26 protein-coding genes and 1 tRNA gene are annotated in these 22,343 nt (G+C 67.2%); 7 read left to right on the top strand and 20 right to left on the bottom strand.

All coding sequences use genetic code 11. The features are described 5' to 3' along the window. Positions 1 to 106 precede the first annotated feature (106 nt). Positions 107 to 979 (top strand): LysR family transcriptional regulator, encoded by an 873-nt coding sequence (locus ACPUER_RS00135; protein WP_175959686.1) that lies wholly within the window; start codon positions 107 to 109, stop codon positions 977 to 979. 169 nt (positions 980 to 1,148) lie between these two features. Here the strand turns inward: ACPUER_RS00135 and ACPUER_RS00130 are convergent. After that, positions 1,149 to 1,233 (bottom strand) — tRNA-Leu (locus ACPUER_RS00130). A gap of 146 nt (positions 1,234 to 1,379) precedes the next feature. Here ACPUER_RS00130 and ACPUER_RS00125 point away from each other — a divergent pair. Then, the gene (locus ACPUER_RS00125; protein ID WP_425130014.1) at positions 1,380 to 2,705 is read left to right on the top strand and encodes a leucine-rich repeat-containing protein kinase family protein; all 1,326 of its coding nucleotides are present in this window, start codon (positions 1,380 to 1,382) and stop codon (positions 2,703 to 2,705) included. A gap of 51 nt (positions 2,706 to 2,756) precedes the next feature. Here the strand turns inward: ACPUER_RS00125 and ACPUER_RS00120 are convergent, their stop codons facing one another. From ACPUER_RS00120 to ACPUER_RS00085, 8 genes are all read right to left on the bottom strand, one after another. Continuing rightward, positions 2,757 to 3,386, bottom strand: coding sequence for a LysE family translocator (locus ACPUER_RS00120; RefSeq protein ID WP_425130013.1), 630 nt, complete (start codon positions 3,384 to 3,386; stop codon positions 2,757 to 2,759). Between the two features lie 92 nt (positions 3,387 to 3,478). Next, positions 3,479 to 3,652, bottom strand: a complete 174-nt coding sequence (locus tag ACPUER_RS00115; RefSeq protein WP_175959683.1) for a hypothetical protein — start codon at positions 3,650 to 3,652, stop codon at positions 3,479 to 3,481. A 32-nt stretch (positions 3,653 to 3,684) separates the two neighbouring features. After that, positions 3,685 to 4,131 (bottom strand): copper chaperone PCu(A)C, encoded by a 447-nt coding sequence (locus ACPUER_RS00110; RefSeq protein ID WP_175959682.1) that lies wholly within the window; start codon positions 4,129 to 4,131, stop codon positions 3,685 to 3,687. Positions 4,132 to 4,214: 83 nt separating this feature from the next. After that, a complete protein-coding gene (gene copC / locus ACPUER_RS00105; RefSeq protein WP_425130012.1) occupies positions 4,215 to 4,580 on the bottom strand; it encodes a copper homeostasis periplasmic binding protein CopC in 366 nt (121 codons plus the stop codon). 256 nt (positions 4,581 to 4,836) lie between these two features. Further along, positions 4,837 to 5,214 (bottom strand): DUF2946 domain-containing protein, encoded by a 378-nt coding sequence (locus tag ACPUER_RS00100; protein ID WP_175959680.1) that lies wholly within the window; start codon positions 5,212 to 5,214, stop codon positions 4,837 to 4,839. 92 nt (positions 5,215 to 5,306) lie between these two features. Further along, positions 5,307 to 5,801 (bottom strand): SRPBCC family protein, encoded by a 495-nt coding sequence (locus ACPUER_RS00095; protein WP_175959679.1) that lies wholly within the window; start codon positions 5,799 to 5,801, stop codon positions 5,307 to 5,309. Between the two features lie 58 nt (positions 5,802 to 5,859). Further along, positions 5,860 to 6,162, bottom strand: coding sequence for a 2Fe-2S iron-sulfur cluster-binding protein (locus ACPUER_RS00090; protein ID WP_204421749.1), 303 nt, complete (start codon positions 6,160 to 6,162; stop codon positions 5,860 to 5,862). A gap of 80 nt (positions 6,163 to 6,242) precedes the next feature. After that, entirely contained in the window at positions 6,243 to 8,147 is a 1,905-nt protein-coding gene (locus ACPUER_RS00085) for a sigma-54-dependent Fis family transcriptional regulator (RefSeq protein WP_310132531.1), read from the bottom strand. 257 nt (positions 8,148 to 8,404) lie between these two features. On the opposite strand from ACPUER_RS00085, the gene ACPUER_RS00080 reads away from it, so the two are divergent. Both ACPUER_RS00080 and ACPUER_RS00075 read left to right on the top strand, forming a co-directional pair. Beyond that, complete coding sequence (locus tag ACPUER_RS00080; RefSeq protein ID WP_244137239.1) at positions 8,405 to 8,680, top strand: DUF2964 family protein; 276 nt, start codon at positions 8,405 to 8,407, stop codon at positions 8,678 to 8,680. Positions 8,681 to 8,920: 240 nt separating this feature from the next. Beyond that, entirely contained in the window at positions 8,921 to 9,208 is a 288-nt protein-coding gene (locus ACPUER_RS00075) for a DUF1488 domain-containing protein (protein WP_034180648.1), read from the top strand. Between the two features lie 152 nt (positions 9,209 to 9,360). Here the strand turns inward: ACPUER_RS00075 and ACPUER_RS00070 are convergent, their stop codons facing one another. Genes ACPUER_RS00070 through ACPUER_RS00060 form a run of 3 tightly spaced genes read right to left on the bottom strand, consistent with a single transcriptional unit; the run spans position 9,361 to position 11,101 of the window. After that, positions 9,361 to 10,218 (bottom strand): MBL fold metallo-hydrolase, encoded by an 858-nt coding sequence (locus ACPUER_RS00070; protein WP_425130011.1) that lies wholly within the window; start codon positions 10,216 to 10,218, stop codon positions 9,361 to 9,363. A 3-nt stretch (positions 10,219 to 10,221) separates the two neighbouring features. Beyond that, positions 10,222 to 10,548 carry a hypothetical protein gene (locus ACPUER_RS00065; protein ID WP_175959675.1) on the bottom strand — a complete coding sequence of 109 codons (327 nt, stop codon included), beginning with the start codon at positions 10,546 to 10,548 and terminating at the stop codon, positions 10,222 to 10,224. 13 nt (positions 10,549 to 10,561) lie between these two features. Further along, positions 10,562 to 11,101 carry a sugar ABC transporter gene (locus ACPUER_RS00060; RefSeq protein ID WP_425130010.1) on the bottom strand — a complete coding sequence of 180 codons (540 nt, stop codon included), beginning with the start codon at positions 11,099 to 11,101 and terminating at the stop codon, positions 10,562 to 10,564. Positions 11,102 to 11,301: 200 nt separating this feature from the next. Between ACPUER_RS00060 and ACPUER_RS00055 the strand changes: the two genes are divergently transcribed. Next, positions 11,302 to 12,153 (top strand): LysR substrate-binding domain-containing protein, encoded by an 852-nt coding sequence (locus ACPUER_RS00055; RefSeq protein WP_175959673.1) that lies wholly within the window; start codon positions 11,302 to 11,304, stop codon positions 12,151 to 12,153. A gap of 90 nt (positions 12,154 to 12,243) precedes the next feature. Here ACPUER_RS00055 and ACPUER_RS00050 read toward each other — a convergent pair whose 3' ends face one another. Next, positions 12,244 to 13,545 carry an NCS2 family permease gene (locus ACPUER_RS00050; RefSeq protein WP_175959672.1) on the bottom strand — a complete coding sequence of 434 codons (1,302 nt, stop codon included), beginning with the start codon at positions 13,543 to 13,545 and terminating at the stop codon, positions 12,244 to 12,246. 767 nt (positions 13,546 to 14,312) lie between these two features. Here ACPUER_RS00050 and ACPUER_RS00045 point away from each other — a divergent pair. After that, on the top strand, positions 14,313 to 14,591 hold the full coding sequence (locus ACPUER_RS00045) for a hypothetical protein (protein ID WP_047902603.1): 279 nt from the start codon (positions 14,313 to 14,315) through the stop codon (positions 14,589 to 14,591). Between the two features lie 160 nt (positions 14,592 to 14,751). Here the strand turns inward: ACPUER_RS00045 and ACPUER_RS00040 are convergent, their stop codons facing one another. The 5 genes from ACPUER_RS00040 to ACPUER_RS00020 all read right to left on the bottom strand — a co-directional run bounded on the left by ACPUER_RS00040 (position 14,752) and on the right by ACPUER_RS00020 (position 19,415). Next, the gene (locus ACPUER_RS00040; RefSeq protein WP_425130009.1) at positions 14,752 to 15,126 is read right to left on the bottom strand and encodes a DUF2917 domain-containing protein; all 375 of its coding nucleotides are present in this window, start codon (positions 15,124 to 15,126) and stop codon (positions 14,752 to 14,754) included. A 250-nt stretch (positions 15,127 to 15,376) separates the two neighbouring features. Beyond that, positions 15,377 to 15,664 carry a hypothetical protein gene (locus ACPUER_RS00035; protein WP_034180641.1) on the bottom strand — a complete coding sequence of 96 codons (288 nt, stop codon included), beginning with the start codon at positions 15,662 to 15,664 and terminating at the stop codon, positions 15,377 to 15,379. Positions 15,665 to 15,742: 78 nt separating this feature from the next. Further along, a complete protein-coding gene (locus ACPUER_RS00030; RefSeq protein WP_175959670.1) occupies positions 15,743 to 16,648 on the bottom strand; it encodes a metal-dependent hydrolase in 906 nt (301 codons plus the stop codon). Positions 16,649 to 16,682: 34 nt separating this feature from the next. Continuing rightward, positions 16,683 to 18,470: an SDR family oxidoreductase gene (locus tag ACPUER_RS00025; RefSeq protein ID WP_425130008.1), complete on the bottom strand. Its 1,788-nt coding sequence runs from the start codon at positions 18,468 to 18,470 to the stop codon at positions 16,683 to 16,685. A gap of 45 nt (positions 18,471 to 18,515) precedes the next feature. Continuing rightward, complete coding sequence (locus tag ACPUER_RS00020) at positions 18,516 to 19,415, bottom strand: M24 family metallopeptidase (protein WP_425130007.1); 900 nt, start codon at positions 19,413 to 19,415, stop codon at positions 18,516 to 18,518. A 607-nt stretch (positions 19,416 to 20,022) separates the two neighbouring features. On the opposite strand from ACPUER_RS00020, the gene ACPUER_RS00015 reads away from it, so the two are divergent. Beyond that, complete coding sequence (locus ACPUER_RS00015; protein ID WP_425130006.1) at positions 20,023 to 21,300, top strand: haloacid dehalogenase-like hydrolase; 1,278 nt, start codon at positions 20,023 to 20,025, stop codon at positions 21,298 to 21,300. Between the two features lie 88 nt (positions 21,301 to 21,388). Here the strand turns inward: ACPUER_RS00015 and ACPUER_RS00010 are convergent, their stop codons facing one another. Both ACPUER_RS00010 and ACPUER_RS00005 read right to left on the bottom strand, forming a co-directional pair. Continuing rightward, complete coding sequence (locus tag ACPUER_RS00010; protein WP_175959666.1) at positions 21,389 to 22,162, bottom strand: slipin family protein; 774 nt, start codon at positions 22,160 to 22,162, stop codon at positions 21,389 to 21,391. Then, on the bottom strand, positions 22,159 to 22,343 hold a 185-nt coding region (locus ACPUER_RS00005; protein ID WP_425130005.1), incomplete at its 5' end, for an NfeD family protein. The genes ACPUER_RS00010 and ACPUER_RS00005, both read right to left, overlap by 4 nt.

The following is a 22,343-nucleotide window of genomic DNA, read 5'->3' as shown; positions in this document are numbered from 1 at the left end:
TCTTGCGCACCGTCATGTATATGTCCAATATATGAAAGAAACCGTAGCGATATGTTTAACCACTGGCTGACGAGCCGGCCCGGCTCACCGTGAGGTCATGTAGCGAATGGAACTCAGGCATCTCCGATACTTTCTGGCCGTGGCGGCCACGTCGAATTTCACCAAGGCCGCAGAAACGCTCGGCATCGGTCAGCCGCCATTGAGCCAGCAGATCAAGGCGCTCGAGAGCGAACTCGGCGTGGAGCTGTTCAAGCGGACCGCGCGCGGCGCCGAGCTGACGCTGGCGGGCGAGGTCTTCGCGGAAGAGGCGCGCCGCGTGCTCGACGATGCCGAGCGTGCGGCACGGGCGGCAAGGCGGGCCGCACGCGGGGAAACCGGCCATCTGCGTGTCGGCTTCACCGGTACGGCGGCGTTCAATTCGAAAGTGTCGGATCTGATTCGCCGCTTTCGGGAGGCGTTTCCGGATGCGGAGCTGACGTTGCAGGAGGCGACGTCGCGCGTCCTGCTGGAGGCGCTGGATGCCGGGCATCTCGACGTCGCGATCGTGCGGCCGGAACGTCGTGTCGCCGCGACGTTGCGGGTGACCGACTGGGACGAGGAGCCGATGTATGTCGCGCTGCCCGTCGCGCATCGGCTGGCGCAGCGTCGGCGCATCGATTTGGCCGAGCTGGCCGACGAGTCGTTCGTGCAGGTGCCGCGGGAGGCCGGCAGCGCGCTGTTCGACGACATCGTCGCCGCATGCAATGCCGCCGGATTCGAGCCGCGCATGGCGCAACCTGCGCCGCAAATCACGTCTGCGGTGACGCTGGTCGCGGCCGGGCTGGGCGTGTCGGTCGTGCCGAAGGCGATTACGCAGGTGCAGATTGCCGGGGTCGTCTATCGGCCGTTCGCGGGTAATGCGCTTCGTGCAAGGCTGGCCATTGCGTCGCGATGCGACGAGCCGTCGGCGGTCGTGCGCAATTTTCTTTTGCTGGCCTAGCGGGGTGCGTCGAGATGCTTGGGGCGGATCCGTTCCGCGCTTGAATCTCCCGGTGCGCGCCGGGCTTGCATCGGCATCGTGTCGTCGAACGCGATAAAAGCAAAAAACCCGCGAGGCCATGCGCTGTCGCGGGTTTTTGAAAATGCTCGAAACGCGGAGAAACCGCATCTGGTGCCGACGGCGAGACTCGAACTCGCACAGCTTTCGCCACTACCCCCTCAAGATAGCGTGTCTACCAATTTCACCACGTCGGCACTGCACTGCAAGGGGCGCAATTCTAGCGTCACATTGCGCGTTTGTGAAGGGGGTATGACACGGTTGCGGTGTGCGCGAAAGCGATCCCGGTAGAATTCGGGCGATCGGTCCGACGATCATCGCAACCGCAACCCGTTTTCTCCCAGTGACCACCACTCTCGAACAACTGCAGGCCGGACAACTGTCGGGCGCCCGGCAACTCAAGCTCGCGTGCGGGCTGACCGAATTTCCGCGCGAGATTTTCGAGCTCGCCGACACGCTCGAAGTGCTCGACCTGTCCGGCAATGCGCTCGCCGCGCTGCCGGACGACCTGTCGCGGCTGCACCGCCTGCGCATCCTGTTCGCGTCCGGCAACCGCTTCACCGCCTTCCCCGAGGTGCTCGGCGCGTGTGCGCAGCTCGACATGATCGGCTTCAAGGCGAACCGGATTCGCACGGTGCCGCGCGGATCGCTGCCGCGCGCGCTGCGCTGGCTGATCCTCACCGACAACGAAATCGATGCGCTGCCCGCCGAGATCGGCGCCTGCTCGCGATTGCAGAAGCTGATGCTCGCGGGTAACCGGCTGCGCGCGCTGCCTGCCGAAATGGCCGCGTGCCGTGCGCTCGAACTGGCGCGCCTGTCGGCGAACCGGCTGGACGAACTGCCCGGCTGGTTGCCGCGCCTGCCGCGCCTTGCGTGGCTCGCATACTCCGGCAATCCGTTCAGCGCCGCGCCGGAAGCCGCGGCGTCGGCGGGGCCGGAGGTCGCGGATGTCGACTGGGCGTCGCTCTCGTGCGAGCAGAAGCTGGGCGAAGGCGCGTCGGGCGTCATTTACCGCGCACAATGGCGTGCGGACGGTCATGCGCCGCGAGCGGTCGCGGTCAAGCTGTTCAAGGGCGCGGTGACGAGCGACGGGCTGCCCGACTGTGAAATGGCCGCGTGCCTGCACGCCGGCCGCCACCCGAACGTGATTCCGGTGATCGGCAAGGTGCGCGGTCATCCGGACGGCACGCACGGCCTCGTGATGGAACTGGTCGACCCTGCGCTCGCGAACCTGGCCGGGCCGCCGAGCTTCGCAACCTGCACGCGCGACGTGTATGCGGCCGACGCTCGATTCGAGCCGGCGGAGGCGGTGCGGATCGCACACGGCATCGCGTCGGCCGCACGCCATCTGCACGCGCGCGGCATCATGCACGGCGACCTGTATGCGCACAACATCCTGCACGACGGCGAGGGCGGGGCGCTGCTGGGCGACTTCGGTGCGGCATCGTTTTACGACGCGAGCGATGCACGGCACGGCGCCCGGCTCGAACGGCTGGAAGTCCGCGCGTTCGGCCATCTGCTCGGCGAACTGCTCGCGCACTGCGCGCCGCGCACATGGGGTGGGGCGAGTGACCTGGCAGCGCTCGCGGCGGCGTGCGTGAGCGAGGACATCGACACCCGGCCGTCGTTCGACGGGATCGTCGACGCGCTGGCCGCGCGGAAGGTCTGACGGGGATGGGCTGCCCGCCGTGCCGTCCGTTGCCCGGCGTGCGTATGCTTATTAGACCTGCTGCGCGGTCAGCAGCTTGATCCCGAGCCCGACGAACAGCAGCCCGCTGGCGCGCTTGAGCGCGCGCACCGCGCGGCTCATGCCGAAGCCGCGATGGAACCGGCGCACGCCGGCCGAATAGACGCTGTGAACGACCACGACGGTGCATGCGATCGTCGCGTACATCACGACGAACTGCAGCGCGAGCGGGCGGTCGTGCACGATGAACTGCGGCATGAACGCCGACAGGAAGATCATCGTCTTCGGATTGCTGCCCGACACGAACAGCGCTTCGCGGAACAGCTTCCCGCGGTCGGGCACGGCGATCTCCGCTGCGCCGGTCGACCCGGCTGCCTTGCGGTTGCCGCGCAGTTGCCGGACGCCCAGCACCATCAGGTACGCGGCGCCGACGACCTTCATCGCGACGAACAGCGGCGGCATCGCGGCGAGCACCGCGCCGATGCCGAGCGCGACCAGCAGCACGACCACGCCCTGCGCGACGAGGTTGCCCGCGATCGTCGCGGCGGTGCCGTGCGTGCCGTAGCGCACCGTGTTGCGGATGACGAGCAGCACGTTGGGCCCAGGCGACAGCGTCGTGGCGAGATAGGCTGCGGCAAACAGCATCCAGGTCTGAATGGACATGCGTCGCTCCGGGAGGCGGTTCCGGCGGGAGGGGTGAAGCGATGATGTCACGCCAAAATGGCGCAGGCACCCGCCGGAACCGGCTCGGTGCGTCAGCGCGCGTCGCGCATGCAGTATGCGGGGATCGACGACGGCGTATCGATCGCGGCGGGCCGCGTCATCCACGCGATCCACGCGGCCCATAACCCGCAGGCGATCAGCACGGCGACATTCAGCGGCGTCCGGTAGCGGACGATCAGGGCGGCCAGCGGCAGGCGGTTCTTCATGTTCGTCTCCATCGGTAGTTGCGTATGCAACGTTACTGGCCGGCGTACGCCGGCGCCTTCGCGTCGCAGGTCACGGACACCGTCGCGCCATCCGCGAAATGCAGCCGGAACGGCACCTTCGCGCCGGGCGCGACGGGCTGGCGCGGTTGCTCCAGCATCACGTGATAGCTCTTCGGCTTGAACGTCACGGCGCCGTGCGCGGGCACCTCGACCGCATCGACGTGAACCATCTTCGCGGTGCTGCCGTTCGTCTGCGTTTCATGCACCATCGCCATCCCGTACGCGGGGGTGTCGATGCCTGTCAGCCTGGCGGGCGCATCGCCGTCGTTTTTCAGCGTGAAATAACCGGACGACGGCACCGTCGCCGGCATCGCGCGGATCCAGCAGTTGTCGGCCTGCACGGCCGGTGCGGCGAACGTGGCGGGGGCTTGCAGCGCCAGCAGCGCGAAAAGCAGGCCGGTCGGAATCGAGCGTTTCATCGTTTGTTCTCCTTATCGGGTGTGCCGCATGGGGCATCGACGGCAATGCGATCGGCGCGGAACGCCGATGCGCATCGCATGCGTCACTTCAGCGTGAACGTGTAGCGGCCTTTCGTGCGATGGCCGTCGCTGGCTACGGCGATCCACGCGACCGTGTACGTGCCGGCCGTCAGGCTGGCCAGCGCGACGTGCATCCGCTTCCGGTTGCCGGCGTCGACGGCCGATTTCCCGTCGGCGACCGACTGCCCGTGGCTGTCGGTGACGGCGATCGAGCTGAAGGCCGGCTCGAGCGCTTCGCTGAAAACGATCGTGACCGCATGCGGGGCGCTGGAGAGCGTGGCGCCGGCGGCCGGTTCCTGCGTCTTCGGGAGCGCGTGGGCCTGGGCGGCCTGGATGACGACGAAGCCGAGTGCGGCGAGTGCGCCGCGAACGAAAGGGGTGGTTTTCATGGCTGGTTGTGCGAGTGGCGAATCGGATGGACACACGGATTCGACGGACGGATGCGCGAGCGGCATCGCAGCGGCACCGATGCCGGCTGCGGTCGGTGCGACAGTACGCACCGGAAGCGGCCGACCGCACGCACGGCACGACGCCGCGCGCAACACGGTGACACATGATCGTCCTTCGAAACGTGACACGTCACGCACGCCGGTGGCGTGCGCGGACCGCGCGATGCGCTACGGCATCACGCGTGACGACGACGGTTCAGGACGCGAGCGGAGGGGCGCGCGGCTGCGCGGCCGTGAGCGGCAGCGCGCGGCGCAGGCTGTCGAAGCGGGTCGCTTCGCGGTGCTGGATGACGCGCACGTCGGCCGCGAACGTCAGTTCGGGCGCGGGCAGTGCGGGTGTATGGGCAAGCAGGCTGCAGTAGCCGCATGCCTGGAGGTGGGCCTGCAGGCTCTTCGACGACGAATCGGCGGAGCGGTCGCCGGTGGCCGGCGCGGCCGTGCAGTAGCCGGCCAGCAATGCATCGACGCGGCCTTGCGTCGTCAGCGCCTGCGAGATCGTCGGCGCGAGCGCCGTCATCAGGATGGCGAGCATCCCGATCAGACTGCCGATCTTCCGGAGACGACGACTCAGCATGCGATGCGCGGCGGCGTATGGGCGACGATGGAGCGGATTATGCCACGCACGTCGATTCGCATGTCGGCAGCGGCGTGCGGCATCGCGGCGCGTTATGCGTGCTTCGCCAGGTATTTCGTGATCAGCATCATCTGCGCGGCCCAGCCCTGATCGTTCATCTCGCGCGCCTTCGCGCGACGCGCTTCGATCAACTGGTCGAAACCCGTTTCGGTGACCGTCAGCAGCGTGCCGCCGGCCTGCGGGGCGAGCGTGAACGTGACGAGCGTCATCGGCTCGGACGTGTAATCGAAGTTCGGATCGATCGCGAACGGATGCCAGCGAAACGAGAACAGTTGCTTCGGCTCGATGCGATCGACGACGATTTCGAACACAGTGCCCGCATAGGGCTCCTGTGCCTTGGCGATGTCGTCGTCGACGCGCGTCGGCGTGATGCGGCCGAACAGCGGCTGGCCGGCCGCGAACGGCCCGTCGAACGTGACGCCGAACCAGTGGCCGAATTCCCCGGAATTGCTGACGGCTTCCCAGGCGCGGTCGGGCGATGCCGCGAGCAGGGCCTGCTTTTCGATGCGATCGGTTTGCTGGGTCATCACGTTCTCCATGCAGGATCAACCGTTGCAGGACGGCGCGCGCGACCGCGCGCCGCGTCTAGTCGAGCATGACCGCGTCGGGCACGTCGAGCACGAGGTCGGACGTCGCGATGGCCACGCACGGCAGCGTATAGCCGTCGGCCTTTTCCTCGCGGCTCAACCCCGGCCATTCGATCGTATAGCGTACGCTGCCGCTGACGATCCGGCAAAGGCAGCTTCGGCACGTGCCGTTGCGGCACGAGCGCGGCAGCGACACGCGCGCGAACGCGGCGGCCTCGAGCAGCGTCAGCGAGTCGGGCGCATCGAAGGTCGTGCCGAGCGGCTCGATGCGCACGAGGGGAGGGTGTTCCGGGGTGGTCATGGGAAGCGGGCGGCGGATCGGCGGCAACGCGCCAAGCATACCCGAAGCCGCCTGCGGCCGGCGCCCGCCGGCCGCGGGTATCAGTGCCGGCGCAGGTACCGGTACACGGTATTGCGCGCGAGGCCGAGCTCGCGCGCGGCCGCCGACACGTTGCCGCCGTGCCGCGCGAGCACCGCGTCGATCACCGCGGCCTGATGGCTTTGCAGCGTCGTTCCTTCGCGCGGGTCGGCCGGTGCGGTCGCGGCCGCCGCAGCGGGTGCCGCCGTCGCGTCGTCGCAGTCGAGCCAGAAATCGTCGGGCAAATGCGCGAGCGTGATTTCGGCTTCGTCTTCGGCGAGCATGCCGGCCGTGCGCAGCACGTTGGTCATCTGCCGCAGGTTGCCGGGCCAGCGATGGCGCGTGAACGCGTCGAGCACGTCGGCCGCGATGCGGCGCGGCATCGGCTCGCTGCGGGCGAGCCGCGCGAGAATCCGGTCGACGAGCGCGGGCAGGTCGGTACGCGCGGCGAGCGCCGGCAGCGTGACCGCGAGCCCGTTGATCCGGTAGAACAGGTCTTCGCGGAACGTGCCTTCGGCGATCATCGCGCGCAGGTCGCGATGGGTCGCGCAGACCACGCGCACGTCGACCGGCACCGCGCGCGCGCCGCCGAGCGGCATCACCGCGCGTTCCTGGAGCACGCGCATCAGCCTGACCTGCTGTGCGAGCGGCATGTCGCCGATCTCGTCGAGAAACAGCGTGCCGCCGTCGGCCTGCGCGATCTTGCCGGGGCTGCCGCGCTTGCGCGCGCCCGTGAACGCGCCGTCCTCATAACCGAACAGTTCGGCCTCGATCAGCGAATCGGGCAGTGCCGCGCAGTTGACCGCGACGAACGGGCCGTCCGCACGCGGCGACGCCTGGTGCAGCGCGCGGGCGAGCCATTCCTTGCCGGTGCCGGTCTGGCCGAGGATCAGCAGCGGCAGGTCGCGCCCGCGGATCTTCGCGACGCGTTCGAGCACGGCGGCCATGCGTGCGTCGCCGGTGTCGAGCGTCGCGAACGTGATCGCGTCGGGGTCCGGCGCGCGCACGCGCGCGGCCGGTGCGGGCGGCGTGACGGCGACGGTCGCGCGCTGCGCTTCCGCGAATTCGCAGCGCGCGAGTACGCGTACGCCGGTCGACAGCGTGAGACGGAACGTCGCGCCGGGCGCGCGCGCCGCCTGCTGCGCGAGCTGGCCGAAGCGCATGCCGAACAGCGCGTCGCAGCCTTGATGCTGCAATGCATCGAACGGCGCGCCGAGCTGGAATTGTGCGCTGCGGTTCGCGGCGATCAGCCCGCCGTCGGGGCCGAACGCGACGAGCCCCGCAAACAGCGAGTCGACGCAATCCTCGTGCGCGTGAAAGCGCAGCCGCAATGCTTCCGCACACTGGTTCGCGAACAGGTGGTTCTCGATCAGCTGCGCGGACATCCGCACGAGCGCGAGCGTATGCGGGCTCGAGCCGCGCGGGTCGCCGCTGACGTCGAGCGTGCCGAGCGTGCGGCCGAACGGATCGAAGATCGGCGCGCACGAGCAGGTGAGGATGTGATTGGCGCGCAGGAAATGTTCGGCGCCGTGCACCGCGACGGCCTGGCCCGATGCGAGCGCGGTGCCGATCGCGTTGGTGCCGCGCGCGCCTTCGGCCCACGACACGCCGGTGCACAGCGCGACGCGGTTGGCTTTCTCGATGAAGTCCGCGTCGCCGATGCTGTGCAGGATCACACCGTCGGCGTCGGTCAGCAGCACGAGGCTTTGCGTATCGGCGATTTGCGCGTGGAGGTTCTCCATCACCGGGCGGGCGTGCGAGAACAGTGCGTGATTCGTATCGAGCAGTTCGCGCAGCGCGGTGCGCGACAGCGCCGAGAAATCGGGGCGCTCGTGCGCGCGCAGGCCGACCGCGGTCGAACGCGCATGCGCCTGCGCGAGCAGGTCGGTGCGACCCGCGGTGGCGGGCAGCACGAAGGGTTGCGGCATGACTTGTCTCCTGTCGGCCAGAGTTAGCGCTTCAGCGCTTCAGCGCTTACTCGGGTCCCATGCTTCTTGATCGGCCAATCCTGTGCCGCGGTGCTTGCCGAAGCCATATCGCCGAAATCATCTGCGGATTCCACGTCTCGCTTGCGGCGCACCATCGGGCACGAAGGCCGACCATCCGGGTACGCATCATCATACAAGCGCCACGTGCGATATGCGACCGCGAACAAAATCCACTTGCTTTTAAATGGCCGCCTGCAATGATGGAAATGGAACACGCGCGCGCCGTGTTCCGCATTGCAACATGCATGCGACGCGACATGCATCCGTTCGGGAGACGCATCATGGTTCGGACGGAACTGAGAGTCGTGCTGGCGGCCATCGCCACCTTCATCATGCTGGGCGGCATTGCCGTGGCGATCCACGGGTTGCTGTTCGATCTGACCGATGCGGTGCGATACGGGGCGGCCGCGATTGCGGTGGGCGTCGCGACGGCCGCGATCGCGCTCAACGTCTGGCCCACCGATCCGCGCTGATGCCCGTTTCCGAAACGGTGCCGCAAGCCGCGCTGATCTGATGAAATGCGCGTCGGAACGACGCATGCCGGAAAATTTGTCTCCTGCGCGAAACCGTCTAAAGTGGAAAGCAACCAGCAGGCATTGTCCGCGCCATACCCCGCAGACGATGCTTCCGCTGGCGAGCCCGCGTACATTTCGTCCGGCCGGTGGCGGACGACGCACGCGGTCATTCGTTTTCTACCGGTCGAGGCGGCTTCCATGCAGATCCATTTCACGAACGAGAAGCCTGAATATTCGGGGCGCGACCTGATGCTCGGGTTTACCGCGCTGGTCAATGGCGAGCGCGTCCAGTGTCAGATCACTGCCGAGGCGCTGGAAGACCACTTCGGCGCGGCATCGCCGCGCTTCGAGGACATGGTCGGCGCATTCGACCAGCACCGCGATCGCATCGAGGCGGCCGCACGTCGCCTGCTGTCGGAGACGCGCGCGCAATGCGTGACGCTGCGCAGCGGTTATGTGCGCTTCTACGAGGCGAACTGGCGCTGAACCGGACGACTGGACAGCGACTGAGCGGGCGCCGAATACCGGCGCCCGTGTCGTATCGGCGCATGCTCGTTCGACCGCACGCTGACGCCGCCTGATGCGCGGCCGATCCGATCGTCGTGCGGCGCGATGGCGTGCCCGTTGTTCCGTTTCGCTCAGTCCGCCCCGGTGAGCGCATACGCGCCACCAGTTTCGCCGTTCGTTCGCGCGATGCGTGCGAAGCCGGTTTCGGCGAGGTGCATTCCCGCAATCAGCAGGTTGTCCGAAGCGGCCTCGGCGAGTGTTGCCGCGCGCGTCGCAAACGCCTGCGACGGATCGTGATCGAACGCGATCGAGACGTCGGGGCGAGCCACCTGAATCGGCGCGAAATGCACGAGATCGCCCCAGATCAGCAGGCGCTCGCCACGCGATTCGATGCGATAGCCGGTGTGACCGGGCGTATGCCCCGGTAGCGGCACGGCTATGATGCCGGGCAGCACGCCGCCTGCTTCGATGGTGCGCAGCTTCGCCCGATAGACGTCGAAAGTGTGCCGCGCGATCCGGAAATTGACGCGAGCTCGCTCATTCGCTCGATCGTACGATGCATCGTCCAGCCAGAACGCGCGTTCCCGTTCGTGAATGACCACCTCCGCATCCGGAAAGACCGGCTGCCCGCCCGGGTCGAGCAGGCCGCCGATGTGGTCGGGATGCGCGTGCGTCAGCAGGATCGTGTCGATGTCGCGCGCATCGATGCCGGCTCGCGACAGCGACGGAATCAGGCGGCCGCCCCAGTTCCGGATGCCGCCGGCGCCGGCATCGACAAGCACGGTGCGGCCGTTCCCGCGTATCACGTAACAGTTGATGTTCACGCTGGACGGCGTGTGGATGCCCGCCCGGCGCATGATGCCGGCCGCGTCGTCGAGCGCGATGTTCGAAAGCAAGTCGAGGCTGGCCGTCAGCGTGCCGTCGCTTATCGCGGTGACCGAGAAATCGCCGATCCGGCGGAACGGGAAGCAGGGAAGTGGTTCGCTCATGGATCAATGTCGGGCGTGAAGGTGGATCGTGTCGTAGCCGAAGCAGCGGATGCGTGCGACGAATCCGGTGTGGCGGAGAATTTCGCGATCCAGATCGGTCATGAATCGGTTCATTAACTCAGTGGTGCGAAATGATTCGAGGCGATAGCGGATCTCCGCGCTGACGGGATGTCCGCAGCCGTGCCTGACCGGGACATGAACGACATGGACCGTGCCGGGTGCGGCCCGCAACACGTCGGTGCAGAGGGTCGCGCAGGCCGACGAGAGCGCGTCGAGTGCGGCGTTCGACGGCATGCTCGCCTCGGGGATGAAAATCGTGACGCTGGGCATGACTGGGCTCCCGTCAGCGTGCGGACGTCGACGCCGGCGCGCCGACGAGTTGGTCGCCCATCGGCGCGTAGAGCCGGATCGCGGTGTCGGACGGCTCGGACGCGAGCCGCGCCTGATCGTGTGTCAGGACGGCCAGCCAGCGCTGGGCCGGCTGGCGGTTCAGCGCGATCGCGTGAATCGCGCTTGCTGCGATGCCCGCTCGCGCGAATGGGGCAGCGTCGTCGCACACGGCCAGCCACTGATGGCCGGACACGGTCGGCGCGGGTGCTGCGCCGTCGTACACGTTGCGTCTCCACTCGACGATATGCGGCTGCCAGCGCGCGAAATTGCCGCCGCCTTTGTCGCGATACTCGGCCGACGTCAGCACGTCGGGGCTGTCGATCGTGTGAAGCGCGAGGTAGATGGGGCCGTCGCCGCCGAGGGCGCGAAAGCGTTGCGACGTGCGGAAGCCGGATACGGAGATCAGCGCCGGAAGTTTGATCCTGCTGTAGAAATCGTTCCACTCGGCTTCGGTGGCACGGTCGGCGAAGCTGCATTCAACGGTATAGATCATCACGCCTCCACGGGGAGCAAGCGGCCTTCAGGATCGATCGCCGCTCGACTGGTTGAGTTTTTGTCATGATAATCAGGCGTTGTAGCGGCGAAAAACGACAATTCGTCATCGTTCATTGATATTTGATCAAGCTTTGACCGACGACCGTCGGACCGGGAGCAATCGTGACGCGACGCAGGATTCCGAGCAATTCGGCATTGATGGCATTCGAGGCCGCGGCGCGGCACGGCAGCTTCGCGCGCGCCGCCGACGAACTGGCGTTGACGGAAGGGGCGATCAGCCGGCAGATCGGCCGGCTGGAGACGTTTCTCGGCGTGGCGCTGTTCGAGCGTGTCGGCAACCGCGTTCGGGTTGCGCCGAACGGCGCGCGCTATGCGGCGCAGGTTCGCGAAGTGCTGGACCGGCTCGAGCGCGACAGCCAGTACATGATGGGCCAGCCCGGCGACGGCGGCAGCGTCGATATCGCCGTGACGCCGACGTTCGCGACGCGCTGGCTGATTCCGCGGCTCAAGCGGTTCCAGGCGCAGCATCCGAACATCACGGTGCATTTCGCGGATCGCGCGGATCCGTTCGTGCTGGCCGGCAGCGGATTCGACGCGGCGATTCACTTCGAGCATCCGGCCTGGGCCGGCATGCATACGTACCGGTTATGCGAGGAGGTGCTGGTGCCGGTCTGCCACCCGTCGCTGCTCGCGGGCGGGCATCCGGACGCGTTGCTGGGCACGCTGCCGCGCCTTCACAAGCGCCAGACGCCCGACGCGTGGTCGGCGTACGTGCAGGAGACGGGGGTGCCGGTGAGCAATCCGGCCGCCGGTGCGCGCTACGATCTTTACTCGATGCTGATCGCGGCGGCCCTGGCCGGGCTCGGCGTTGCGCTGGTGCCGCGGCTGTATGTCGACACCGAGATTACGCAAGGGTTGCTCGCCGCGCCCTGGCCGGACGGTCGGGGCGTGGTCAAGCGCTTCTGTCTCGTGCTGCCCGAAGCGCTGGACCTTGGCGACGGGCCGCTGCAGACCTTCGCGCGCTGGGTGCTGGGGGAGGCGGGTACATGATGCGGCGTCGTCCGTGCCGGGCGCATTCGCAAACAAAAACGCCGCCCGAAGGCGGCGTTTCCCATCATGCATCGCGCCGAAGCGCATCTGTCATTCGCTGCCGAGATAGAAGAAGCGGAACAGGAACACGGCCGCGATGATCCACACGATCGGCTTGACCGTGCGGGCCTGGCCCGTCAGCAGCTTGAGGCCGCCGTATGCGATGAAGCCGAACGCGACGCCGTTCGCGATCGAGTACGTGAACGGCATCAGCAGCGCGGTCAGCGCGGCCGGCACGGCTTCCGTCGCATCGTCCCAGGGCACGTCGACCATCTCGCGCAGCATCAGGCACGACACGTACAGCAGCGCAGGAGCCGTTGCGTAGCCCGGCACGACGCCGGCGAGCGGCGCGATGAACAGGCACGCGAGGAACAGCACCGCGACGGTGATGGCCGTCACGCCCGTGCGGCCGCCGGCCTGCACGCCCGATGCGCTTTCGATATACGCGGTGGTCGACGACGTGCCGAGCAGCGAGCCCGCGACGATCGCCGTGCTGTCGGCGAGCAGCGCCTTGTTCAGGCGGTTCATCTTGCCTTCGACGAGCAGGCCCGCGCGGTTCGCGACGCCCATCAGCGTGCCCGTCGCGTCGAACAGCTCGACGAGGAAGAACACCAGGATCACGTTGATGATGCCGGTCGACAGCGCGGCGCCGATGTCGAGCTTGAACAGCGTCGCGTCGATCGACGGCGGCGCGGAAAACACGCCGTGGAACTGGTTGTCGCCGAAGAAGAACGACAGGATCGTGACGCCGATGATGCCGATCAGGATCGCGCCGCGCACGCGCAGATGGTCGAGCGTGACGATCGCGAAGAAGCCGACGATCGCGAGGATCGTGTCGTGCTTGTGCAGGTCGCCGAGCGTGACGAGCGTGGCCGGGCTGCCGACGATCACGCCCGACGTCTTCAGCGAGATGATGCCGAGGAACAGGCCGATGCCGGCCGTGATCGAGATCCGCAGCGATTTCGGAATGCCGTTGACGATCGCTTCGCGCACGCGGAACAGCGTGACGAGCAGGAACAGGCAGCCGGAGATGAACACCGCGCCGAGCGCGGCCTGCCACGTGAAGCCCATCCCCTTGACGACCGTGTACGCGAAATACGCGTTCAGGCCCATGCCGGGCGCGCACGCGATCGGGTAGTTCGCGTACAGCCCCATGATGATCGAAGCCAGCGCCGCGACGAGGCAGGTCGCGACGAACACGGATTCCTTCGGCATGCCGGCGTCGCCGAGGATCGCGGGGTTGACGAAGATGATGTAGGCCATCGTCAGGAACGTGGTGACGCCCGCGAGTATTTCGGTGCGGAAGTCGGTGCCGGCTTCAGCGAAGCCGAAATACCGCTTGATGGATTCCATTAGGGCGTTTCTCCGGTCGGGTTGTCGTGTTGCTTGTTGTGCCGAATTGTTGTAAAGGCAGCGGCCGGCTTAATGTAACCAGCCACTATTGCCCGGCTATCGGCGGATTGTAATAGCGCGGATAGCTCGGACGATATAGTTGGAGGGCACGATCGGCTGCCGGTGCGCGAACGGTCCGGCAGCCCGGCCTCGCGACGAAGGCGCGCATTTTACCGGTTCGGGCGGAACGGGCGGGCGGAAAGGGTAAAAACGGGAGCGTGACGAACAGGGGGCGGCCGATGCGTGCGCAACGGCACACTGGCCACATTGCGCGTGGCCGGTACGCGATGACATTCGACTGAAACGGAGCGTCTGCATGCTGCACGAATACGGTGCAGGCATGACGTGCGCGATGACGTGCCCGCGAACGCGCGTGCGTGGCCGGTGCGAGAGCGCTGCGGCGTGCAGCGGCCATTCGTCAGCCCAGGCGGTTGCAGATAACGAGCTATCCTGCGCCGAAGCCGTCCCGCCCGCAACTGTCATTTCGCGATGCGTGGGCGACTGTGGTTTCTGTGTAAAAGATTGCAAGACCCCATCGCATAAACCGGCAAGTCTTTCTAGGATAGATACACCGCGCATGCACACGCCGGCCGGTAATTGCCGACGCGGGGGAGTCGCAGTCCGTGCAGGCCAGGCGGTGAATGGCGGTCAAGGCCGTTGCGCGTTTGGGCAGGCACGGCCGATTGCGATTGCCCGATGCGGGTTCGTCCGTAATCACGGAGGTCAGCATGTTGAACTGGATCAGCCGTTGGGCGATGCGACACGCCCCCACGCCGGAAAAAACCGCTGCGTCGATGCTCGTGACGGCGCGCATGGAACTGTTCGCAGCCGAACAGCGCGTCATCGATGCGAAATTACAGGCGGATTACTGGCGCACACGTGTGTCATTCCTCGAGGAGGTGCAGAAGCAGGGCATCGATCCGTGGGTGACCTCGCAGGCATCGCAACGCCCCGAGCTCGATTCGACTCCCCGCAGCACGGGCCCGCGTCTCGCCGCCAGCACCTGATGCACCAGCTGCATCCGATAGTTGCGCACGGCGCGCGATCGCTCGCGGCATGCACTTGCGTGCCGCGTCATTCGATGCGCACCTGCAGCGGTTAGCGCCGCAGGTGCGTCCGTTTCCGGTCGCGGCCGTTCCGCGTCTCGCGTGCGTGACGGCGCGTCAATCATCCACTCCTTCTCCATACCCCGACGAGCAAACGTTGCACTTGCGCGAGCGTGCGCCTGAAGCGCTCGCCGCGCCGCACATAAGCGGTCGTGATCGACGCTTCGGCCGATCGGTCGGCATCGGTGCCGATCCAGATGCGGTCGCCGCGTGCGATGCGCAGCACGTCGCCGGGCTGCACCCAGTAGTCGTCGACGTTCGGCGGGCGCGTGATCCATAGCGCCGCGCCGTGTGCGCGGATCTCCGCGTCTTGCGGCGCGCGCCAGGTCATCGTCGTGCGCGGCGCGACCGCGAAACGGATTACGACAGTCGGTAATGCGATCGTGCCGGCGCGGCGCCGGTCGGGACGGTCAAACAGCTGGCTTGCCTGGTCCATCGTCTTCTCCATTCAGTGAGCCGGACGGATGACGCGCACCAGAACAAAAAGGCCTCATCCGTTTCCGGCGAGGCCTTGTGTGACATGCGGTACTGCTCGATTGCTAACGCACAAGCGCCTCCCGTGATCCATTCTTTCGAATGTTCACCGGGCAATGTTTCGCGATGGCGATGAGCTTGAACGTAGGCATGCGAACGAGTTTGTCGTGGCAGCGCGGCGCTGTCAACGACATTTTCGAGATGCGTGGCGGTTACGCGTCGCGTTGCGCGAGCCCGTTCACGAGCAATTCGGACAGCAGGCCCGTCATCCCTTCGGGATGCGTGGCCGCGCGCGCCTTCAGCTGCTCGACGAGTTCGGCGTTGAGCTTGCACGCGAACGGCACGAGGCCCTGTTCCTGGTCGAGCTTGCGCTGCGCGCGGCGGTCGAGCTTTGCCGCGTCTTCGGCGCCCTTGCCGAAACGGGTGGCGCCCGACTGCTTCATCGCATGCGTCAGCTTGAGCGCCTTGTTCTTTTCGAGATCGGTTTTCTTCATGGCCATCGCGGCACCTCCGGGAAATGAAGCCGCGATTGTACGCATTTCGGCGGGCGCCGCCCGCCGCGCCCGCCGGAAACCCGGTTACGCACCCTTCGTGGTGCCCCAGTTGCCGCCGTGCGCGGCTGCCTGCGCGGCGGGCGAGCGCGCGAGGTATTCGAGCGCCTGCTCGGTCGAGCCTTCGTGATGCGGCGTATAGCCCGGCTTGAAATAGCGCAGCGCTGCGCCGATCACCTTCCAGAACGACGGCAGGTGCCCGCGCCGCGAGCCCTGCCACCACGCGAGCACGAAGCCCGGGTAGCGGCCGGCGTCCGGGTCGCGCCTGTACATGAACTTCGCGCCGGTCGTGATGTAGTAGAGCAGCAGCAGGATCACGAACGCCATGTGCATGCAGCGCTCCGGATAGGTGCCGCCCAGGTGCCGGTAGATGTCGAACGCGACGGTGCGGTGCTCGACTTCCTCGGCGCCGTGCCAGCGCAGCAGGTCGACCATCGTCGGGTCGGCACGGCCTTCGTCGAGCCCGTGCGCGTTGAGCACCCAGTTGCCGAGATAGCCGAAGAAGTGTTCGAGCGACGCGATCACGGCGAGCTGCTGCCGCAGCCAGAAACGCGTATGGCCGATCTTCAGCCCGAGCGGCTGTTCGCCGAGCACGCGCGTGAACAGCCGGTTGAGCTTCTGCGTGAACGGTTTCGTGTCGATCCCGTGCCGGTCGTAATAGTGCTTGAGCACGCCGCCGTGCGAACGCGAGTGCACGGCTTCCTGCCGCAGGAAGCCTTCGGCCTCGTCGCGCAGGCGTGCATCGGTGATCAGCGGCAGTGCCTTGTTGTACACGCGGCAGAACCACAGTTCGCCTTCCGGGAACAGCAGGTTCAGCGTGTTGATGATGTGGGTGCTGCCCGGATCGTTCGGCACCCAGGTGATCGGCGTGTCGCTGAAGTCGAACTTCACGTGCCGGGCCTTGATCTTGTGGTAGTCGGCGGTAGCGGTCATTTGTGTCTGTCTCCCTGTGCGGCGTCATGCGCCGTCAATGCGATGCCATGCTGACGCGGGCGATCATCCGGCCGAGCCACGGCATGAGGCGGCCGACCAAGCGCATCGCGTGCGCTTCGCCGCCGACCGCGACGACGGGGCAGTTGCGCAGCACGCCGTCGACCATCGCCTGCGCGACGGCTTCGGGTTTCAGGCCGCGCATCTGGTACAGCTTCGTCGCGCGCTTGCGCAGCCGCGCTTCGTCCTGCGCGTTGGCGCCGGCGTATTGCGTCGACGCCATGATTCCGGTTTCCGCGAAGCCCGGGCATACCGCGGTCACGCCGATGCCTTTCTCCGCGAGTTCCGCGCGCATGCATTCGCTGAGCATCAGCACGGCGGCCTTCGTCGTCGCGTACGCGGGCAGGTCGCGCGACGGCCCGAACGCAGCGGCCGACGCGGTGTTGACGATGTGGCCGCCGGTGCCGCGTGCGGCCATTTGCTGCGCGAACAGCCGCGAGCCGTGGATCACGCCCCACAGGTTCACGTGCAGGATGCGCTCCCAGTGCCGCGTGCTCGTGTCGAGGATGCCGCCGGCCATGCCGATGCCCGCGTTGTTGATCACGACGTCCGCGCCGCCGAGTTCGCTGCCGACCCACGCCGCGAGCGCTTCCATCTCGTCGGCGGACCCGACGTCGACGCGCTTCGCGTGTGCCTGCGCGCCGGTCAGCCCGATCAGCAGCGCAGTGCGCTCCGCGCTCGCGACATCGATGTCGCAGGCGACGACCGTCGCGCCTTCGCGTGCGAACGCGAGGGCCGCGCAGCGGCCGATGCCGCTGCCCGCGCCGGTGACGACCGCGACCTTGCCGCTGAAGCGCCCGCTGGTTGCGCGGCGGCGCGCGTTCGCGAGCGCGGGCGGTTCGTGGCCCGATTCGACCGCGTCGATCAGTTGCCCGGCGAGATCCGCGAAGCGCGCGGGATCGGCGAGCGGCAGCCAGTGGCCGGCCGCAACTTCGCGCCGGTAGTACTGCGGTACCCAGCGCGACAGGTTCTCGGACAGCGCGGGGCTCACGTATTTGTCGCCGAGCGGCACGATCGTCTGCACGGGCGCATGCGCGTAGCGTTCGCGCGGCGCGAACAGGCAGCGGATGAAGTTCGCGCGATAGAGGCGCACGCCGCGCGCGCCGTCGTCGGCCTGCGTCGGGCGCGGCGCGGCGGGCGTCTTTTCGAGGCGGCGCAGCAGGCGCGGCCATGCGCGGCCGAGCCACAGCCGCCAGCCGAGCTCGGGGATGAACGGCAGGTGGAACAGGTACACGTACCACGACCGCACGAGCTGGCCGCCGAGCCTGGCCAGCGACGCGGGCGTCGGGCGCAGCACGCGTTCGCGCAGCCAGAAGCCGACGTGGTCGAGGCACGGCCCCGAGCACGACGTGTATGACGCGATGCGGCCGGAAAGGCGCGGATCGGTGACGAATTCCCAGCCCTGGATCGAGCCCCAGTCGTGCGCGATCAGATGGACGGCGCGGCCGGGGCAGAGTGCATCGATCACCGCGATGAAATCGTCGGTCAGCTTCGCGAGGTGATAGTCGGCCGTACGCGTCGGCACGCCGGACAGGCCCGCGCCGCGCACGTCGTAAGCGATCACGTAGTGCTTGCGCGCGAGCAGCGGTGCGACGTGCTGCCAGACGCTGCTGTCGTCGGGATAACCGTGCACGAGCACGACCGGCGAACGGGCCGGGTCGCCCCAGGTCTTGACCGCGAGCGTCAGGTCGCCCGAGGCGACCGCCGTCTCGTTATGAACCGATTCGAACAGCGCCAGCGGCGCTTCGTCGGAAAGAGGCTGCATCGTGAGTCCGTCGTTCAGGGATTCGTGAGGAAAGGCGCGGGCACGTCAGGCGGCGGCCGGCACGGTCGCGGCGGCCTGAGCACGTTCGGTCTGGCGGCGCTGCCAGCGGCGCACGTGCGGCAGGTCGTTGTCGAGCCAGTACGCGTCGTCGTCGGTGATCACGAGCAGCTCTTCGAATTTCGCGCCGACGCCGGCGAAGCCGAGGTGCGGCTCGACGGCCCACAGGCCCGGCACGGGCGCATGCTCGGAGCGGCGATCGATCGACCACAACGGCGACCAGCCCTGCTGCTTTGCCGCGCGGCCCTGGTCGAGCAGCAGGTTGCGCGTCGCGTTCAGCCCGAAACGCGCGACGAAGCGCGGCTTCGACAGCTTGTGGATCTTCGCGACGCGATGCGCGAGCACCTTGAACGGATAGGCCTTGTGGCGCGGCTCGACGCCCTGGCGGCGGCACAGCGCATCGACTTCCTGCGCGACCTCGGCCATCGATCGGCGCGCCTTCACGAGCCGCACGATCATGTCGCGATGGTCCATCAGGTCGTCCTGCAACTGTTCGAGGATCGGGTTCTCGCCGAGGCAGTGCGCGTAGCCGACGTCGGCCACGATGCCGTCGAGCACGGGCGCGACGTCGAGGATCACCGGCATGTCGGTTTCGAGCTGCCGGTTGCTCGGGAAGAATGCGAGATTGAAGCCGCCCATGTGCTTGAGGCCCGAGAAGCCCTCGAACGCGGTGCGGTCGCCGAACCACGCGAACGGCTTGTGCAGCCAGTCGTGCACGCCGTTGTCCTGCAGCCATTCGGTCAGCAGGCGCGCGGCTTCCTTCTCGGTGATGCCGGGGTAGAGCATCGCACCGACGGTTTCGACGCAGCGGTAGGCAAGCTGCTGGACCGCGCGGAATTGCGGCAGCTCGTCGAGGTGGACTTCCGGCAGCGGGTGGTGGTCGGCCATGATGCGTCTCCATATGTCGGCCAGAGCGGGCGCTTCAGCGCTTGTCGACCGGTGTTGGTGCTTCGGCGCGGACTCCGATCCCACGCAAAGCGCGCTCCGGTCCTGTGCAAAGCGGGGTGCTGATCCGGAATGCATCCGCCGGTGTTCCCGTCGCGAATTATTCAGTCAGCATTTAATGTGCCATTGATTGATGTAATGATGATAGCCGGTTCGGCATGGCGCGCCAGCCCCCGGGGGTGAGGATTTGTCCTAATGAAGGGCCGAAATGGAGAGGAGACTCTAGGTTTCCGGAGGTCGGGGCCGGATGGCTGTGGGCGCACACGCGTACGGATCGGGGACCGGTTGGAGCTTGACACGAGCGGTCCCGGCGCCGGCCCGGATGGCCGCGTGCGGCCGCCTTGCGATGGCCGGCATGTCGCGCTGGATCAACTCCCCGTCGCGTCGCGACGTGACGCCGTCATATTGCCGAAATAATTTCGTCACATCATCCGCCCCCAGTTCGGAGCCGTCCCGGCTTCGACGCGCCGATGAGCCGCCGGTGCGCGGTGCGCCGCGCAGGGTAGCGCCCGAGCCGATTCGAGATTCGACATTTCCACGGAGAGAGACCATGCAACGCCGCAAGTTCATGAATACCCTTGCCGCGGCGACCGCTGCAACGTCGCTGCTGCTCAAGGCCGGCACGGCCGACGCGAAGAGCGCAACCGCGCCGGACGCGCTGGACCCGGGCCGCTGGTCGCCGTTCAACGCCGCGCGCCTGCAGGCGGTGCTCGACCGGCATGGCGTCGCGAGCGCGCGCTACGACGAAAAGCGCCGCCCGTATGCGGTGTTCGACTGGGACAACACGTGCATCATGAACGACTGCGAAGAGGCGCTGCTGATGTACCAGATCAACCATCTGCAGTACAAGCTGACGCCGGACGAATTCGTCGACGTGATGTGGAAGGACGTGCCGAAGGGCGCGTTCGTGAAGGACTACACGACGATCGACGGCAAGCCCGTGACGATGGAGAACCTCGCCGCCGACGTCGAATCCGACTATCGCTGGCTCTACGCGAACTACCAGGGATTCGGCGGCAGCAAGAGCCTCGACGAGATTCGCGAGACCGATCAGTTCAAGGATTTCCGCGCGAAGCTGTACTTCATGTACGACGCGATCTGCGACACGCACCCGCTCGAGATCGGCTACAAGTGGATCATCTACTTCTACAGGAACATGACGACCGCCGAGCTGCAGGCGATGGCGGAAGCGTCGAACAACTACGGCATCGGCGACGCGCTGCGCAAGGTTCGCTACGAAAGCCCGAAGTCGCTGCCGGGCAAGGCCGGCGTAGTGGCCGACATGCATTTCCACGGCATCCGCATTCATGAGGAAATCCGCGCGGTGATGCACACGCTGCGCGCGAACGGCATCGACGTGTACGTGAGCACGGCGTCGCTCGACGACGTCGTGCGCGTGTTCGCCGGCAATCCGAACTATGGCTACGGCGTGCCGCCAGGGAACGTGATCGGCCTGCGCCTCGACATGCGGGACGGCAAGTATGAAAGCCGCTACCCGGACGGCTGGCACTTCAACTACGGCCCCGGCAAGACGGTCGGCATCCGCAACGTCCTCGAATCGAAGAAGGGCTACGGCCCGCTGCTGGTGTTCGGCGACAGCGACGGCGACGCGTGGATGCTGCGCGACTTCAAGGACACCGCGGCCGGCGTGATCGTCAACCGGATGAAGAAGGGCGAAATCGGCGCGGACAGCAAGCTTGCGGCCGAGCAGATCGGCAAGCCGGACGCGCGCTTCCTGCTGCAGGGCCGCGACGAGCACACGGGCCTGATGATCCCGGACGAGAAGTCGATCAAGTACGGCAAGACCGAGCGCAAGCTGCTGGCTTGACGTACGCCGGGCGCCGGGCGCCGGGCCGTCGCGGCCCTGCGTCCGGCGGGATCGACGGCGGCGTCGCGTGGGCCGGGAAACGGACGTGTCAGCGCTCGCGCGGCTTGCCCAACCGGTCCAGCAACGCGCCCAGCAGATCGATCGGCAGCGGGAACACGATCGTCGAGTTCTTGTCCGCCGCGATCGTCGTCAGTGTCTGCAAATAGCGCAGCTGCATCGCCTGCGGCTCCTGCGCGAGCCGCTGCGCGGCCTGCAGCAGCTTCTCGGACGCCTGCAGTTCGCCTTCCGCATGAATCACCTTCGCGCGCCGCTCGCGCTCGGCCTCGGCCTGCCGCGCGATCGCGCGCACCATCGTCTCGTTCAGGTCGACGTGCTTGATCTCGACCGTCGACACCTTGATGCCCCACGCATCGGTCTGCGCGTCGAGCGTCTTCTGGATGTCGGCGTTCAATTGCTCGCGCTCGGCCAGCAGCGCATCGAGCTCGTGCTTGCCGAGCACCGAGCGCAGCGTCGTCTGCGAGAGCTGGCTCGTCGCATCGAAGAAGCGCGCGACCTGGATCACGGCCTTCTCCGGATCGACGACGCGGAAATACACCACCGCATTCACCTTCACCGACACGTTGTCGCGCGTGATCACGTCCTGCGGCGGCACGTCGAACACGACGGTGCGCAGGTCGATCCGCACGACCTGCTGGACGATCGGGATGATCAGCACGAGCCCCGGGCCCTTCACTTTCCAGAACCGGCCGAGCATGAACACCACACCGCGCTCGTACTCGCGGAAGATGCGGATCGACGACGCGACGAGCACCACGACGAAGACGATCAGGACGCTGCTGAAGCCGAAGGTGTAGCCCATCATGTTGGTTCTCCGTGGTGTTGTTGTTCCTGAACCGGCACGTCGTAGAGCGGTGAGACGGTGAGCAGCAATCCCTGGCGGCCGGTGACGCGCACGCGGCAGCCCACGGCGAGCGGCACGCTGCTCGCGACGCGCCAGCGCTCGCCATGCACGCGCGCCCAGCCCGCGGCCGATGGCGCGGGGC

Source organism: Burkholderia sp. DN3021 (assembly GCF_049805555.1).
GTDB lineage: Bacteria > Pseudomonadota > Gammaproteobacteria > Burkholderiales > Burkholderiaceae > Burkholderia > Burkholderia pyrrocinia_C.
Note: the sequence above shows the minus strand (reverse complement) of the source record. Positions and strands in the feature narration are given on the sequence as shown.

Bases quoted from the DNA above. Each gene is read 5' to 3' on its own strand.
- ACPUER_RS00135 (WP_175959686.1), top strand. From the start codon at position 107: ATGGAACTCAGGCATCTCCGATACTTTCTGGCCGTGGCGGCCACGTCG.
- ACPUER_RS00120 (WP_425130013.1), bottom strand. From the start codon at position 3,386: ATGTCCATTCAGACCTGGATGCTGTTTGCCGCAGCCTATCTCGCCACG.
- ACPUER_RS00115 (WP_175959683.1), bottom strand. From the start codon at position 3,652: ATGAAGAACCGCCTGCCGCTGGCCGCCCTGATCGTCCGCTACCGGACG.
- ACPUER_RS00110 (WP_175959682.1), bottom strand. From the start codon at position 4,131: ATGAAACGCTCGATTCCGACCGGCCTGCTTTTCGCGCTGCTGGCGCTG.
- copC (WP_425130012.1), bottom strand. From the start codon at position 4,580: ATGAAAACCACCCCTTTCGTTCGCGGCGCACTCGCCGCACTCGGCTTC.
- ACPUER_RS00100 (WP_175959680.1), bottom strand. From the start codon at position 5,214: ATGCTGAGTCGTCGTCTCCGGAAGATCGGCAGTCTGATCGGGATGCTC.
- ACPUER_RS00095 (WP_175959679.1), bottom strand. From the start codon at position 5,801: ATGACCCAGCAAACCGATCGCATCGAAAAGCAGGCCCTGCTCGCGGCA.
- ACPUER_RS00090 (WP_204421749.1), bottom strand. From the start codon at position 6,162: ATGACCACCCCGGAACACCCTCCCCTCGTGCGCATCGAGCCGCTCGGC.
- ACPUER_RS00085 (WP_310132531.1), bottom strand. From the start codon at position 8,147: ATGCCGCAACCCTTCGTGCTGCCCGCCACCGCGGGTCGCACCGACCTG.
- ACPUER_RS00080 (WP_244137239.1), top strand. From the start codon at position 8,405: ATGATGGAAATGGAACACGCGCGCGCCGTGTTCCGCATTGCAACATGC.
- ACPUER_RS00075 (WP_034180648.1), top strand. From the start codon at position 8,921: ATGCAGATCCATTTCACGAACGAGAAGCCTGAATATTCGGGGCGCGAC.
- ACPUER_RS00070 (WP_425130011.1), bottom strand. From the start codon at position 10,218: ATGAGCGAACCACTTCCCTGCTTCCCGTTCCGCCGGATCGGCGATTTC.
- ACPUER_RS00065 (WP_175959675.1), bottom strand. From the start codon at position 10,548: ATGCCCAGCGTCACGATTTTCATCCCCGAGGCGAGCATGCCGTCGAAC.
- ACPUER_RS00060 (WP_425130010.1), bottom strand. From the start codon at position 11,101: ATGATCTATACCGTTGAATGCAGCTTCGCCGACCGTGCCACCGAAGCC.
- ACPUER_RS00055 (WP_175959673.1), top strand. From the start codon at position 11,302: ATGGCATTCGAGGCCGCGGCGCGGCACGGCAGCTTCGCGCGCGCCGCC.
- ACPUER_RS00050 (WP_175959672.1), bottom strand. From the start codon at position 13,545: ATGGAATCCATCAAGCGGTATTTCGGCTTCGCTGAAGCCGGCACCGAC.
- ACPUER_RS00045 (WP_047902603.1), top strand. From the start codon at position 14,313: ATGTTGAACTGGATCAGCCGTTGGGCGATGCGACACGCCCCCACGCCG.
- ACPUER_RS00040 (WP_425130009.1), bottom strand. From the start codon at position 15,126: ATGGACCAGGCAAGCCAGCTGTTTGACCGTCCCGACCGGCGCCGCGCC.
- ACPUER_RS00035 (WP_034180641.1), bottom strand. From the start codon at position 15,664: ATGGCCATGAAGAAAACCGATCTCGAAAAGAACAAGGCGCTCAAGCTG.
- ACPUER_RS00030 (WP_175959670.1), bottom strand. From the start codon at position 16,648: ATGACCGCTACCGCCGACTACCACAAGATCAAGGCCCGGCACGTGAAG.
- ACPUER_RS00025 (WP_425130008.1), bottom strand. From the start codon at position 18,470: ATGCAGCCTCTTTCCGACGAAGCGCCGCTGGCGCTGTTCGAATCGGTT.
- ACPUER_RS00020 (WP_425130007.1), bottom strand. From the start codon at position 19,415: ATGGCCGACCACCACCCGCTGCCGGAAGTCCACCTCGACGAGCTGCCG.
- ACPUER_RS00015 (WP_425130006.1), top strand. From the start codon at position 20,023: ATGCAACGCCGCAAGTTCATGAATACCCTTGCCGCGGCGACCGCTGCA.
- ACPUER_RS00010 (WP_175959666.1), bottom strand. From the start codon at position 22,162: ATGATGGGCTACACCTTCGGCTTCAGCAGCGTCCTGATCGTCTTCGTC.